10 protein-coding genes are annotated in these 14,834 nt (G+C 72.2%); 6 read left to right on the top strand and 4 right to left on the bottom strand.

The window, feature by feature from the left end; all coding sequences use genetic code 11:
- The first annotated feature begins 236 nt into the window (after window positions 1-236).
- The 5 genes from ACFY29_RS27485 to ACFY29_RS27465 all read left to right on the top strand — a co-directional run bounded on the left by ACFY29_RS27485 (window position 237) and on the right by ACFY29_RS27465 (window position 8,046).
- Window positions 237-4,163, top strand: coding sequence for a Pls/PosA family non-ribosomal peptide synthetase (locus ACFY29_RS27485; RefSeq protein WP_386990868.1), 3,927 nt, complete (start codon window positions 237-239; stop codon window positions 4,161-4,163).
- Window positions 4,164-4,247: 84 nt separating this feature from the next.
- The gene (locus ACFY29_RS27480) at window positions 4,248-5,057 is read left to right on the top strand and encodes a dimethylarginine dimethylaminohydrolase family protein (RefSeq protein WP_386990866.1); all 810 of its coding nucleotides are present in this window, start codon (window positions 4,248-4,250) and stop codon (window positions 5,055-5,057) included.
- Window positions 5,057-5,821, top strand: coding sequence for a BPL-N domain-containing protein (locus ACFY29_RS27475; protein ID WP_386990864.1), 765 nt, complete (start codon window positions 5,057-5,059; stop codon window positions 5,819-5,821). Before ACFY29_RS27480 ends, ACFY29_RS27475 begins: the two co-directional genes overlap by 1 nt.
- Window positions 5,818-7,212: a heparan-alpha-glucosaminide N-acetyltransferase domain-containing protein gene (locus tag ACFY29_RS27470; RefSeq protein ID WP_386990862.1), complete on the top strand. Its 1,395-nt coding sequence runs from the start codon at window positions 5,818-5,820 to the stop codon at window positions 7,210-7,212. The genes ACFY29_RS27475 and ACFY29_RS27470 overlap by 4 nt, the downstream gene beginning before the upstream one ends.
- 15 nt (window positions 7,213-7,227) lie before the next feature.
- Window positions 7,228-8,046: a BPL-N domain-containing protein gene (locus tag ACFY29_RS27465; RefSeq protein WP_386990860.1), complete on the top strand. Its 819-nt coding sequence runs from the start codon at window positions 7,228-7,230 to the stop codon at window positions 8,044-8,046.
- 272 nt (window positions 8,047-8,318) lie between these two features.
- On the opposite strand, the gene ACFY29_RS27460 is transcribed toward ACFY29_RS27465, so the two are convergent.
- The 3 genes from ACFY29_RS27460 to ACFY29_RS27450 form a co-directional block, all read right to left on the bottom strand.
- On the bottom strand, window positions 8,319-9,128 hold the full coding sequence (locus ACFY29_RS27460) for a peptidylprolyl isomerase (RefSeq protein WP_386990858.1): 810 nt from the start codon (window positions 9,126-9,128) through the stop codon (window positions 8,319-8,321).
- A 102-nt stretch (window positions 9,129-9,230) separates the two neighbouring features.
- Entirely contained in the window at window positions 9,231-10,535 is a 1,305-nt protein-coding gene (locus ACFY29_RS27455) for a D-alanyl-D-alanine carboxypeptidase family protein (RefSeq protein ID WP_386990856.1), read from the bottom strand.
- Window positions 10,536-10,672: 137 nt separating this feature from the next.
- Window positions 10,673-11,401, bottom strand: a complete 729-nt coding sequence (locus ACFY29_RS27450; protein ID WP_386990855.1) for a MerR family transcriptional regulator — start codon at window positions 11,399-11,401, stop codon at window positions 10,673-10,675.
- A 175-nt stretch (window positions 11,402-11,576) separates the two neighbouring features.
- Between ACFY29_RS27450 and ACFY29_RS27445 the strand changes: the two genes are divergently transcribed.
- A complete protein-coding gene (locus ACFY29_RS27445) occupies window positions 11,577-13,871 on the top strand; it encodes an ATP-binding cassette domain-containing protein (RefSeq protein WP_386990853.1) in 2,295 nt (764 codons plus the stop codon).
- 91 nt (window positions 13,872-13,962) lie between these two features.
- Here the strand turns inward: ACFY29_RS27445 and ACFY29_RS27440 are convergent, their stop codons facing one another.
- Entirely contained in the window at window positions 13,963-14,382 is a 420-nt protein-coding gene (locus ACFY29_RS27440) for a protein-tyrosine phosphatase family protein (protein WP_328417388.1), read from the bottom strand.
- Window positions 14,383-14,834: the final 452 nt, after the last annotated feature.

Below are 14,834 nucleotides of genomic sequence, written 5' to 3'. Positions count from 1 at the left end.
TCGACCTGGAGTCCGCACGGTGTCGCCGCATGGCCCAGGTGGTTCGAGCGTGGTCAGCGCAGGAGGTTTCCGTTTCCGTGGAGCAGGTCGGGTACATCGGTGCGTCCACATCGCCCCTGCGACCAAAGCGACGTCCGGATGCGGAGGCGCGCGTCATCATCGGCTCGCCGATCGTCGATCCGGTGGGCGGGCCGCAGCAGGAGGGCAGCGTCACGGGGCCGCGACGCCTGCATCACGTGTTCGAATCCGCCTGTGACCGCGACCCGTCGGCCATCGCGCTCGAGTGCGGCAACGAGCGGCTGACCTACCGAGAGCTGGACGAACGCGCGAACCAGCTGGCCCACCACCTGCATGCCCTCGGCGTCGCGGGCGGCGCCCGGGTGGCCATCCTGCTCCAGCGTTCGGTCGACACGTACGTGGCGTTGCTGGGCGTGGGAAAGGCCGGCGCGGCTTTCGTGCCCATCGACCCCGAGTCCCCGGCCGACCGGGTCGCCTACATCGCCGAGGATTCGGACGTCGACGTGGTGTTGACCTCCTCGGCACTCGCCGACCGGGTGGGCGACCAGCGCGCCCTCGTCATCGATGAGAGCGCCGCCGAACTCGCCGCGGCACCGGCCGACCGGCCGGAGCTCTGCTGCGACGACACCGATGACCCCAGCGCCTACGTGATCTACACCTCCGGTTCCAGTGGTCGGCCCAAGGGCGTCGAGGTCGCGCAGTCGAGCATCTGCAACTTCCTGGACGTGGTGCCCGGCGTGTACGACGTGCGCCCGAGCGACCGGGTCTACCAGGGCATGACGATCGCGTTCGACTTCGCGATCGAAGAGATCTGGCCGACCTGGTCGGTCGGCGCGACGCTGGTGGCCGGTCCGACCGACTCCCGCCGCCTCGGCGCGGAACTGGCGGACTTCCTGGACGAGGCTGGCATCACCGTCTTCTACTGCGTCCCCACCCTGCTTGCCACGATTCCCCGCGATCTGCCGCGGATCCGAAACCTGCTCGTCGGTGGTGAGGCGTGCCCGGGACAACTCGTCGAACGGTGGAGCCGGCCCGGCCGGCGGATTCTCAACACCTACGGGCCGACCGAGGCCACGGTCACGGCGACCTGGGGCGAACTGCTCCCCGGGCGGATCGTCACCATCGGACGACCCCTGCCGACCTACTCGGTGGTGCTGCTGGACGAGCAGCGGCAGCCGGTCGCCGACGGCGAGGTCGGCGAGATCTGCATCGGCGGTCCAGGGGTGGCGCGCGGGTACGTCGGACGCCCTGAACTGACCGCCGACCGGTTCATCGAGCACTCGTTGGCGCCGCCCGGCAGCCGGCTCTACCGAACCGGTGACCTGGGCCGGCTCACCGACGACGGCGAGATCGAGTATCTCGGCCGGGCGGACTCCGAGGTCAAGATCCGTGGGCACCGAGTGGACCTCGGCGAGATCGAGAGCGTGCTGCTGGAGGACGAGGGTGTGGCCGAGGCCGTGGCGGCGCTCGTCCCCGTCGCCGACGGCCCCGACGCCCCACGTGAGCTGGCCGCCTACCTCGTTCCCCACGACGGCGCGGAGGGCGGATGGGAGGAGCTGAGCGGCCGGCTCTGCCAGACCCTGCAGACTCGGCTGCCCGCCTACATGGTGCCCTCCTTCCTGGACGTCGTCGCCGACCTGCCGACCATGCCCAGCGGGAAGGTCGACCGGAAACGGCTGCCCGCGCCGGTCCGCCGGCTCACCCGCGTCACAGGCCCGCTCGTGGCCGCCGTGAGCGAGCTGGAGCAGCGGGTACGCGCGGCGTGGGCGGAGGCGTTCGGCCTCGAACCCGAAGCGCTCTCGGTCGAGGCGGACTTCTTCACCGACCTCGGGGGACACTCGCTGCTCGCGGCGCGGGTGGTGTCGCTGCTGCGCGCGCGGGAGGTCGGCGTGAACCCCGCGGTCCGGGACCTGTACGCCCACCCGACCGTACGCGGCATGGCCGCTCACCTTGGTGGCGCCGAGCGGGTCGGAGGGCCGACCGCGCCGCCGCGGCCCGACCCGCTGCGGCACAGCAGCCGCCGGATCGCGCTGGCCGGGTTCGGCCAGGGCGCGGTGACCTACCTGCTGTTGCTGGCCGTCACCATCCCCGTCTCCTACGTCTACACCCGAAACGACGGTTTGGTATCCGTTCGGGTCCTCGTGGAACTGATGGTCGCGATCCTGCTCAGCTACCTCGGTGTGCGGTGGGTGTTGCCAGTGCTGCTGGCCCGGCCGTTGGCCGCAGGTATCCGGCCCGGCCGATATCGTCTGTGGGGACTCACCTACGTCCGGCTCTGGGCATTGAACACGCTGATGGCGATCGGCCCGCTGCCCGTGCTCAGCGGCTCTCCGCTGATGGCGACCTACCTGCGACTGCTCGGCGCCCGGATCGGCCGCCGCACCACGATCGCGACCAGCGCGATCAGCCTCCCGACACTGATCTCCATCGGGCGGGACACCTCTGTCGGGTACGGCGTCTCGCTGCGCGCGTGGCGGGCGGAGGACGGCTGGGTCGTCGTCGGACCGATCACCATCGGCCGGGGTGCCTTCGTCGGCGCGAACGCGGTTCTCGAGCCGGGCGCCTCCGTCGGGGCGTATTCCGCCGTTGGCGAGCAGTCCGTCCTGGTGCACGGCGAGGCGGTACCAGCCGGAGCGCGCTGGGCCGGCTCACCACCGGCTCCGACCAGCCGGCTCACCTCCACCGTCGAATCCCTGCTCTCCTCCCGCCCGCTGCGTCAGGGCTGGCGTCTGCACCACGTCGCCGCCGCCCTGGTCGGCCTGCTCGGCCTGGAACTGGGGGCGATCGCGATGGTCCTGCCCAGCGTGGCGCTGGTCTGGTGGGTGCTGCTGACCCAAGGTCTGCTGGCGGGGCTCGTCGCGACCATCCCCGCCGGGATCGTCTACGTGCTCACCGTCTGCGCGGTGGTCGCCATCGGCAAGCGTCTCGTTCTGCCGCGGGCACCCGTCGGCTTCCACCACCGGGTGCACTCGATGCTCGGCGTGCGCAAGTGGATCGTCGACAAGCTGCTCGAGTTCAGCCTCACCTTCACTAACTCGCTCTACGCGACGCTCTACACCGGTCCCTGGCTGCGCGTGCTCGGCGCCCGCGTGGGTCCCGGCGCTGAGGTCTCCACCGCCGCGCACCTGGACCCCGACCTGCTCACCCTGGGACCGGGGAGCTTCGTTGCCGACATGGCCAGCCTCGGCGCCGCGACGTTCGCCAACGGACGCGTGGCGTTCCTGCCCACCACGGTCGGCAGTCGGGCGTTCGTCGGCAACGCCGCGTTCGTACCGGCCGGCACGGTGCTGGGCGACGGTTGCCTGCTCGGCGTTGGCACGCTACCGCCCGGCAAGCAGGTCCCGGAGGGCACCTCCTGGTTGGGCTCACCGGCGATACACCTGCCAGTGCGCCAGAGCAGCGGATCCTTCTCCGAGGAGCAGACCTTCCGCCCGCCGCGCAGGGTGGTGGCCCATCGGCTGTTCGTCGAATTCTTCCGTGCCACGCTGCCCGCATCGGTGCTCGGCGTCAGCTTCTACCTCTACCTCCTGGCGCTCTCCTGGCTCGCCAACGGCCGAGGCCTGCTCGTGCCGGCGCTGGTGTCGCCCTTCGTCGCGATCGCGTCGAGCGTCGGAGTGATCCTGTTCTGCGCGGCGACCAAGCGCAACATCGTCGGCACCTACCGACCCCGGGTGGAACCGCTGTGGAGCGCCTTCGTCCGGCGCACCGAGTTCGTCACCGGGCTCTTCGAGGCCGCAGCGATCCCCGTCGGCGTCGGGCTGCTCGTCGGCACGCCGTTCCTGCCGCCGGTACTGCGCTGGTTCGGGGTCCGCGTCGGCAGACGCACCTGGATCGGGACCACCTACCTCACCGAGTTCGACCTGGTCGAGATCGGCGACGACGCGACTGTCGGCGCCGAGGTGTCGTTGCAGACCCACCTGTTCGAGGACCGGGTAATGAAGATGTCCGTCGTCACCGTCGGCGCCGGCGCCACCATCGGAACCCGCGCGATCGTGCTCTACGACGCCGTTGTCGGCCACGACGTCTTCCTGGGGTCGCTGTCGCTGCTAATGAAGGGCGAACACCTCACTCCCGGGACCCGATGGCGCGGCATCCCCGCCCAAGGGGTGCTCACCCGCGACCCCGTCGACCAACGGGCGGCCTGACGCCGCGCCTTACGGCTGCGGCCGCCACCACGTGTCCGCAACCGATTCCGTCCATTCTCCATCCACGAGAGGAAGAACCGCTCAATGAACAAGGCACTTCTGGTTTCCGACGCCGCTCACTTCCGGGTCGACTACGAAATCAACCCGTACATGCACGCCGAGGTGCAGCCGAACCAAGCGGCGGCGGTCGTCGAGCACCTCAACATCGTCGTCGCGCACCGGGCGGCGGGCCGCCGCATCGAGTACGTGCCGTCGGCGCCGGAGTGCCCGGACATGGTGTTCACCGCGAACACCGCGCTGGTGCGCGGTGACCGGGCGGTTCTGGGCGCACCGCCACCGGAGCGCAAGGCCGAGATGCCGTACTTCCAGGAGTGGCTGATCAACCACGACTTCGACGTCGTGGAGGCGCCGTACCCGTTCAGCGGTCAGGGCGACGCCCTGGCCTGCGGCGACCTGCTGCTCGCCGGCCACGGCCAGCGGACCGATCGGAGGATGCACGCCGTTCTCGCGCGAGCGCTGGACTACGAGGTGGTGCCGCTGCAGACGGTGAGCCCCCGGTGGTACGACCTCGACCTGGCGGTCGCGGTCGTCGAGCCCGGGCGGGCACTCGCCTACTGCCCGGAGGCCCTCGATCAGCCGAGTCGCCGCCGGCTGCGCGGACTCGGCATGGACCTGATCGAGGTCTGCGTCGAGGAGGCGTCCCGCTTCGCGCTCAACCTGATCAGCGACGGCACCACCGTGACCATGACCAAGGGAGCGCCGCGGCTGGCCGCCACTCTGCGCGCCCGCGGCCTGCATGTCGTCGAACTCGACACGACCGAGCTCGCCAAGGGTGGAGGAGGGGTGCGCTGCACCGCGCTGACCCTCGACAACCCACTCCCGGCGAGATCGTGATGGCGTCGGGACCCTTCGGTCGCCTCCTGGGCGCTGGCGGAAGGGCACTCACCGGCCAGGGCCTGACGGTCCGTTCGCCGCTGCCCGAGCCAACGGAATCACCGCTGGCGCTGGTCTATCGGGGACCGGCGACGCTACCCGGCTGCCCGGAGGCGGTCGCGGCGCTCCTCAAGTCCAGCCGGTGGGGCTTCGACGTGCGGTACGTCGGGCCGGACGAGGATCTGCCGCTGAGCCGTCGGGTGCTCGCCGGGGCCGCGCTCTACGCCCAGCCCGGTGGCGGCAGCCTCAAGCGCGGCTACCGGCACCTGAAGGGCCATCGCGACGAGATCCGGCAGTTCGTCCACTCCGGCGGGCGGTACCTGGGGTTCTGCCTGGGTGGCTACCTCGCTGGGGCCACGCCCGGCTTCGCCCTCCTGCCTGGGGACACCGACCAGTACATCGCCTCGTTCGCCGCCAGCGTCGATTCGGAGAAAAACACCGTCGTCCAGCTCTCCTGGCGGGGCCGGCGGCGGACGCTCTTCTTCCAGGACGGCCCGTACTTCTGGCTGCGGGCGGGCGCCGACGCCGACGCCGACATCCTCGCGACCTACCCGAACGGGACGATCGCCGCGATGGTCACCCGCCTCGGTGCGGGCCGGGTTGGCGTCGTCGGCCCCCACCCCGAAGCCACCGACGACTGGTTCATCGACGCCGGGATGCGCGCCGCCGACCGGCTCGGCGCGGATCTCGGCCACGATCTGATCGAAACAGTGATGAGGCCATGACCCAGACCGCGAACCTCAGGTGGCAGGATCTCGACCGAGCGGCCGAGGCGAACAGACGCGCCACCGTCGCCCGGAGCACCGACAGCCCGCCCCCGGCGCCCGCGCCGGAGCCGCCGGTCGGGCGACTCCGGCTGCTCGGCGTGGACGCCGCCCGCGGTGCCGCGCTGTTCGCCATGATCGCCGTGCAGTCGTTGCCCGAATCTGACGCCGCGGGGCGACCCACCTGGTGGTTCACGGCCTTCGCGGGGCGGGCGGCTGCCCTGTTCGCGGTGCTGGCCGGGGTCGGCATCGCGTTCCTGACCGATCGACAGCGGGTCCGACTGACCGGCGGCTCGGGTCTGGTGGCGGCGCTGATCGTCCGGGCTCTGGCCATCGGCGCGATCGGGTTGGCGCTGGGCTACGCCGACGCCTCCCTGGTATCGGTGATCCTGCCCTACTACGCGGTGATGTTCCTGTTGGCGATCCCGTTGGTGTTCCTGCCGACCTGGTTGGTGGCGATCACCGGCGTGGTCGTGGCCGCCGGCGCTCCCGCCCTCCGTCACCTCCTGCCGCAGCTGCCGGAACCGACCTACGACAACGCGGGATTCGCGCAGCTCGTCGACAACCCGGTCGCGCTGCTCACCGAGCTGTCGCTCACCGGGGCGTTTCCGGCCGTGACGTGGCTGGCGTACCTGTGCGCCGGCCTGGTCGTCGGACGACTGACCCTGACCAGGATGAGAGTCATCGTCGGGCTGCTCGTCGCCGGAGTCGTGCTCGCCGCCGCGGCGCCGATGGCGTCGTCGGTTCTGCTCAACCGGTACGGGGGCGCGCAGCAGATCACGCTCACCCAGCCGAAGAGCGGACTGGACGCGACGGAGACAGCCCAGCTCCTCACCATCGGCGGGGACGGCACCGCGCCCACCTCGACCTGGTGGTGGCTCGCGGTCGACGCGCCGCACACCGGCACGCCGCTCGCCCTACTCGGCACGATCGGGAGCGCGATCGCCCTGCTCGCCGTCATGCTGCTCGCCAGCCGCGTGGTACGGAAACTCCCGCGGCGGGTGATCTCCGTGCTGCTGGTGCCCCTGGCCGCGGCCGGCGGCATGGCCCTGACGCTATACACCGCGCACATCATGTTCATCAACTCGGACCTCGACTCCTCCGCGCCGGTGACCGGATTCGTCGTGCAGGTCGTGGCCATAGTGCTGGTCGCGGCCGCGTGGTGGGCCACCGCGGGCCGGGGCCCGCTGGAAGGGCTCGTGACGGCGCTGTCCCGCGGCGCTCGTCGGCTGGCCACCTGGAACGGCCGACGCAGGCACGGCCGCATGGGCATGTCGATGTATGCACCAGAGGCATCCCGTGCGGGTGAACACCCGGTCGAGCCGGCAGCAACGGGATCGGGCCGCGGCTGAGCGGGAGGGAGCGACATGAGGCAAAACAGGTGGGGCCCGCTGATCGGCGACACGCGGAGACTCAGTCGGCGGCGTCTCCTCGTGGGCGTCGGCGCCGTCAGCACTCTGACAGCGCTCGGGTGGGTCGGGGTGTCGGCGATCTCCGGGGACGGGCCGCTGGCGCTGGTCTACCGGGGGCCGGCCGCCAGCCCCGGCTGCGCCGAGGCGGTGGCCGCGCTCCTGCGCGGCGCACCGGCCGGTTACCGGACCGAGTACTGCGGCCCGGACGAGGAGCGGCAGATATCGCGGAGCACGCTGGCCGAGGCGGTGGTCTACGCCCAGCCCGGAGGCGACGACGTCAACCGGGCCTGGCGGAGGATGCGTGACCACGCCCAGGACATCCGCGACTTCGTCAACGGCGGCGGGCACTACCTCGGGTTCTGCCTGGGGGCGTACCTCGCCTCCGCCGACCCCGGCTTCGGGCTGATCAACGGAAGGGTGAACCAGTACATCAGCACCGATGGGGCGAGCGTCGACAGCACCGACGACACGGTGATCGAGGTTCGGTGGCGTGGTCGCGCCCGGCACATGTACTTCCAGGACGGGCCGACGTTCGAGCTGCGGCCCGGGGCGCCGGGCGACGTGCTCGCCACCTACGACAACGGTGCGGCCGCCGCCGTCGTCACCACCTTCGGCGCCGGGCGGGTCGGCCTCGTCGGGCCACACCCCGAAGCCGACCGCTCATGGTACGCCGACGAGGGGCTGACCAACCCGGACGGCATCCGGTTCGATCTGGGTTACGACCTGGTGCAGAGCACGTTGGACCGGCAGGGGGCGGCGCAGACCGAGACCTGACGCGCTGCCCCCGGGTCCCGGCCGGCAGGCAGGCAGGCACGAGTCGATTCGCCGGCGGCGCCACGTCTACTTGAGCGGCGATGGTGATCGTGGCCAGAGAAGGCCCTGATCACCTGGGGTGGTGCCGGAGGCCGGTGCTGATGGCGGCGCCGCAGACGCCCGTTCGCGGCCAACTCGCCGAAACATGTGGATCCACTCGGGGCGGCCCCGCGCGGGACGGCGCCGCGCCAGGTCGGATCGGCTCCGATCGGCGCGACGCCGGACGCCCGCCGTCAGCGGTGGTGGTGCCGCAGGGCCTTGCGGATGTCGACCGGTAGCGCGGGCGCGCCGTCGACGGGTGCCGGGTCCTCCTCGGTCGGGGCCACTCCCCCGGCCGCGATCCGGTCGAGCGTGGCCAGCCCGGCCCGATCCACGGAGCCGAAGACGGTGTAGTTCGGCCGCAGCGCCGAGTCGGCGTAGACCAGGAAGAACTGGCTGCCGTTGGTGTCCGGGCCGGCGTTGGCCATGGCGAGCGTGCCCCGGGCGTAGAGCCGACGCTCGCCCGTCGGGTCGGTGGGCGCCGGGGGCAGGTTGGTCGGCAGTTCGTCGGCGTAGCGGTAGCCCGGCCCGCCCGAACCGGTTCCGGATGGATCCCCGCACTGCAGCACGCTGAGCGTGGGGTACGCGGTGAGCCGGTGGCAGGAGGTCCGGTCGTAGAAGCGGTGGCGGGTCAGGTGCAGGAAGCTCTGCACCGTGCACGGCGCCGCCGCCCGGTCCAGGAGCAGCCCGATCGGGCCGTGGTTGGTCCACAACGTCACCCGGACGGTTCCCCGGTCCGGCGTACGGCGGGGGTCGGGCGGCAGCGGGACCGGCCGGGCTGCCGGCTCCTCCGGTGTGGCGAGGTAGCCGCACGGGCCGTGGGTGCCACCCGAGCCGGCCGGGGCGACCGCCGGGGCGGCGGAACCGACGGGGGCGGCCACCGCGGCGGCGCCGGTGGCGGCGACCAGCGCGCCGGCGAGCAGCGCGGCGCTGGCGAGGCGGGTCAGCGTACGGGACGGGCGGCGCGGGACGGGAACGGACTGTGGTCGAGGTTCACGCGACACTGGGGATCCTCCTGGACTCGTGGTACCGGAGCGACCGGAGTCTATGGATCCCGTCGGCGCTTGTCGATCCGTGGCCGGACGCCCGCGGCTGGTCGGCCCGGGTCAGGGCGCCTGCCGGCGGGCCGCCCGACGGCGCCAGACCAGCCCGGCGAGCAGCAGGACGACCGTCGCGCCGGCCAGCCCGGCCACCGCCCAGAAGCCCGACGTCCCGCCGCCGACCGGACCGCTCGCGGCGGCCGGTCGCGCCTCCCCGGGCGCCGCGAGCGAGGACGGGGTGGCCGTCGGCGTCGCGGACAGCTCCCCGGGCTCGACCAGCCGACCGACCGAGGCCGACCGGGGCAGCGCGAAGCCCCAGTCGAGCAGAGCCGCGCCCTGCTCCCAGCCACGCCTCGGCTGCGGCTCGCCGCCCAGCAGCGTGACCACCAGCCGGCGGCCGTCGCGCTCGGCCGCGCCGACGTAGGTGTGCCGGGCCAGGTCGGTGAAGCCGGTCTTGCCGCCCAGCGCCCCCGGGTAGCGGTAGATCAACTGGTTCTCGTTCTGGATCTGGAAACCCTTGGTCCGCTTCGCCGGCTGGGCCGGGACCTGGGCCCGCTCGGTCAGCGCGTACCGGCGGAAGGTGGGGTCGGCGAAGCAGACGCGGGCGATCAAGGCCAGGTCGTACGCGCTGGTGAACTGCCCACGCCCGTCGAGCCCGGAGGGGGTGACCGCGTGCGTCTGGAGCGCGCCGAGCTGGCGGGCGTACTCGTTCATCGCCCGCACCCCGCCGGCCGCGCCGTCGGCGCCCCCGCCCAGTCGGGCCAGCACGTTCGCCGCCTCGTTGCCCGAGTTGAGCAGCAGCCCCAACCAGACCGTCTCGACGCTGTACCGACCCCCTTCGACCAGGCCGACCGCCGACGATCCGGGCTCGATCTCCATGTCCCTCGCGGTGACCGTGACGACCTGCTTCGGATCCAGCTGCGGCAGCATGGTCGCGGCCAGCAGCAGTTTCTGCACGCTGGCCGGGGTCGCGTACTCGTGCGGGCCGCAGCCGCCGAGCACCTTCCCGGTGTCCAGGTCGGCGACGAGCCAGGAGGTGGCGGTGATCTTCGGCGGCGCGGCCACCCCGGCCGGCACGGCCAGCCCGGCGGTGGCCAGCTCCGGCCCGCCCAAGACCCGGTCCTCGGGCACCACCGGCGGCGGGGACGGGCGCGGGGGCCGGGAGACCGCCGGCGCCGCCGCGCGGGGGCAGGGCACGCTCTGCGCCGCACCGGCCCGGTGCACCACCGAGCCGGCACCAGGCGTCCCGCCCGCCGCCCCGGCGGGACCGGCCCGCTCCGGGACGACACCGCCGACGGCCGAGGCCGGGAGGGCCAAGCCGGTGCCGAGCAGGACGGCGGTCGCCGTGGTCGCCAGCAGCCGAACTCTCATGCCAGCACCCTAATCCGGGCCGGAGCCGGGCCGTCGCGGGACCGCGGGGCAAGCCGCCGGCCACCCACGAGCCATTCGAACCGCACCGGGGTGTACTGGCGAGAGGCCCTCGGCGCCGTCGTTCAACCCGCACCGGGTCAGGCCGGGCCGAGGGATTCCCGTTGGCGCAGGTAGTCGTGCAACGCAGCGGAGGCGCGCAGCCGGCGCAGGCTGCGCCGGTGCAGCTCCTGCTCCCGCCGGCCCAGCGAGTTGCGAACCCGTTGCGCGCTGCCGGTGGTGCGCAGCTCGGCCAGCACGGCCGCGATGATGTCGAACGGATAGGCCCCCCGGCGCAGCAGCGCGACCACCTGCACGGCGCGCAGCTCGGCCTCGTCGTACACCCGGTAGCCGGTGCCCCGGGCGCGGGCCGGGCGCAGCAGGCCGCGCTCCTCCCAGAGCCGAAGCTGCGAGGTGCGGACGCCGACCAACTCGGCGACCTCGCCGATCCGGACCGCACGACGTGGCGCCGGCGCGACGGCAGGAGGGTTGGTCACCACCGTCTCGAACGCGCCCAGCACCCGACGGATCTCGGCCCGCTCGCGATCCAGCTCGGCGTGGCCGCCGTCGAGCGCCGCCAGCGCGGCCGGCAGGTCGTCCCGGTGCACCGCGGCCATGATCTCCCGGGTACGCGCCCAGCCGTGCCCCTCAGCCATCCGGCGAGCCACCGCCAACGCGCGGGCGTGCTCGGCGGTGAAGATCCGGTAGCCGCTCTCGGTGCGTCGCACCGCAGGGAGCACCCCGAGGTCCACATAGTTGCGGACCTGCTGCACCGAGATCCCCACGGTCGCCGCCAGGTCGACCGCCCGCAGCCGCTCACCGGTATGCACGTCGACCACCGTACCGGTTGTGACGTTGTTTGAGACTTTCGCGCCCATCCCGCCACCTGACATGCGCGCCATTCGCGAAACCCTCTAACAGTACTTGAATGAGAGAATTGAAGAGGTCAGACCCCGAAGCCAGGGCGGGCGTCCGCCTGCCCCACCGATCTCGTGAAGGGTTCGCATGCCGCAGCCAGCACGGTCCGTCGCCGACAGCCACGACATGATCGAGGTACGCGGAGCGCGGGAGAACAACCTCGCCAGCGTTTCGGTCGACATCCCCAAGCGCCGGTTGACCGTCTTCACCGGCGTCTCCGAATCGGGCAAGTCGTCGCTCGTCTTCGGCACCATCGCCGCCGAGTCCCAGCGCCTGATCAACGAGACCTACAGCGCGTTCCTCCAGTCGTTCATGCCGAACCTCAACCGGCCGGACGTCGACTCGCTGCGCAACCTCGGTGCGGCCATCGTGGTCGACCAGGAGCGGATGGGGGTCAACTCGCGCTCCACCGTGGGCACCGCCACCGACGCGTACGCCATGCTCCGGATCGTTTTCAGCCGGCTCGGCCAGCCGTCGGTGGGCGGTGCCGGGGCGTTCAGCTTCAACCTGGCCGAGGGGATGTGCCCGACCTGCGAGGGGCTGGGCCGGGTCTCCGACCTCGACGTGAGCGAGTTGGTGGACGTCGAGCGCTCGCTCAACGACGGCGCGATCACTGTGCCCAACTTCGCGGTCGACTCCTGGTACTGGCAGACGATCGTCGGGTCCGGTCTGTTCGACCCGGACACCAAACTGCAGGACTACACCGAACAGCAGTGGCAGGACCTGCTGTACAAGCCGTCCACGAAGATCAAAATGGGCAGCAACAACTGGACGTACGAGGGTCTGGCGGTCAAGGTCAAGCGGCTCTACCTGGCCAAGGACCGCGACTCGATGCAGGGGCACATCCGCGCCTTCGTCGACCGGGCGGTCACCTTCACCACCTGCGCGGACTGCGGCGGCACCCGACTCAACGCGGCGGCCCTGTCGTCGCGGATCGCCGGGCGCAACATCGCCGAGTGCTCGGCCATGCAGATCAGCGACTTGGCCGCGTTCGTACGGGGCGTCGACGACCCGGCGGTGGCGCCGCTGATCGCCAACCTGCGCGATCTGCTGGACTCACTGGTCGAGATCGGGTTGGGCTACCTCAGCCTGGACCGCGAGTCGGCGACCCTCTCTGGCGGTGAGGCGCAGCGGGTGAAAATGGTCCGGCACCTCGGCTCCAGCCTCTCCGACGTCACGTACGTCTTCGACGAACCGACCGTCGGGCTGCACCCGCACGACATCGCCCGGATGAACGACCTGCTGCTGCGGCTGCGCGACAAGGGCAACACCGTGCTGGTGGTGGAACACAAGCCGGAGACCATCGCGATCGCCGACCACGTGGTCGACCTCGGGCCGGGCGCCGGCACCGACGGCGGCCGGATCTGCTTCACCGGGGACGTCCCCAGCCTGCGCCGCTCCGACACACTCCCCGGACGGCACCTGGACCACCGGGTGACCCTGCGCGACGAGGTACGCCAACCGAGCGGGCAGCTCGCCATCCGCAACGCCGACCTGCACAACCTGCGGGACGTGGACGTCGACATCCCGCTCGGGGTGCTCACCGTGGTCACTGGAGTCGCCGGCTCCGGCAAGAGCTCGCTGATCCACGGGTCGCTGCGCGGCCGGGCCGGGGTGGTGATCGTGGACCAGTCCCCGATCCGCGGGTCACGACGCAGCAACCCGGCCACCTACAGCGGGCTGCTCGACCCGATCCGCGCCGCCTTCGCCAAGGCCAACGGGGTCAAGGCGGCGCTGTTCAGCGCCAACTCCGAGGGTGCCTGCCCGGCCTGCAAGGGGATCGGGCTGATCTACACGGACCTGGCCATGATGGCCGGCGTGGCGAGCGTCTGCGAGCGGTGCGAGGGACGGCGATTCACCGACGAGGTGCTCACGTACACGCTGCGGGGCAAGAACATCAGCGAGGTGCTGGCCATGCCGGTCACCGAGGCACACGCGTTCTTCCCCAGCGGGCCGGCGCACCTCATCCTCGGTCGGCTGGTCGACGTCGGGCTGGGCTACCTCAAGCTCGGCCAGCCGCTGACCACCCTCTCCGGCGGGGAGCGGCAACGGCTCAAGCTCGCCATCCACCTGGCGGAGAAGACCAGCACGTACGTGCTGGACGAGCCGACCACCGGCCTGCACCTGGCCGACGTGGACCAACTGCTGGCCCTGCTGGACCGGATGGTCGACGCCGGCAACACCGTGATCGTCATCGAGCATCACCAGGCGGTCATGGCCCACGCGGACTGGCTCATCGACCTGGGCCCGGGCGCCGGGCACGACGGCGGGCGAATCGTCTTCACCGGTACGCCGGCCGAACTGGTCACCCGGGGTGACACGCTCACCGCCGACCACCTACGCGAGTACGTCAAGGAGCCGACGGCGATCACCAAGGGGTAGGGGGCGAGCCGCACCCGGCGGGCGAGCCGTACCCGGCGGCCGAGCCGCACCCGACGGCCGAGCCGCACCTCGCGGGCGGTGGTGGTGGTGGTCAGGCGACGCGGCGCAGCCAACGCCGCTGCCAGGGCGTCTCCACCGCTTTCGGGTGGTAGCCCGCCCGGACCCACGGCACCGCCCGCTCGGCCGGCAGGCCGTCGAGGATCGCCAACGCGGCCAACGCCGTACCGGTGCGCCCCACCCCACCACGGCAGGCCACCTCGACACGCTCACCGTCATGTGCCCGCCGCAGCGCCGCCCGCAGGGCGTCGAGGGCGTCCGCCCGATCGAGCGGTAGCCAGAAGTCGGGCCACCGGATCCGCCGGTACGGCCAGTCCGGCGCCGGACCGGGCGCCAACAGCAGGGCGAAGTCGGCGGGCGAGGCGACCGCACCGATACGGCGCCCGCGCACCGTCGCCCCGCTGGGCAGTACGAGCACACCCGACTGCTCGGACCAGATTTGCGCGACAGTCACCCCAGCATTGTGCCGGCACGGCCACCGAGCATGTTGCCGGCACGGCCACCGAGCATGGGCCCGGCACGCGCACCGATCTTGGTACCGCCGACGCATCGAGCATGGGCTGCCGGGCTTACCGCGCATGGGCTCGGCACGCGCACCCCGCATGGGCTCGGCACGCGCACCCCGCATGGGCTCGGCACGCACACCCCGCATGGGCTCGGCGCGCACACCCCGCATGGGCTCGGCACGCACACCCCGCATGGGCTCGGCACGCGCACCCGCATGGGCTCGGCGCACACCGCGCGTGGTGCCGCCGGACGCGCTGAGCGTGGGGCCAGCACGCGCACCGACGTGCCGCCACTGCGGGTGGGTACAGACAGCGCCGCCCCCGGCTGGTGGGCCGGGGGCGGCGCTGGTGTCGGTGTGCAGGTCGCCTCTCGGCGAGTGGCACGACGCGGCTCCAGCCG

The sequence above is a fragment of the Micromonospora sp. NPDC000668 genome (genome assembly GCF_042897975.1).
Taxonomy (GTDB): Bacteria; Actinomycetota; Actinomycetes; order Mycobacteriales; family Micromonosporaceae; genus Micromonospora.
This window is presented reverse-complemented; position numbering and strand designations above follow the sequence as displayed.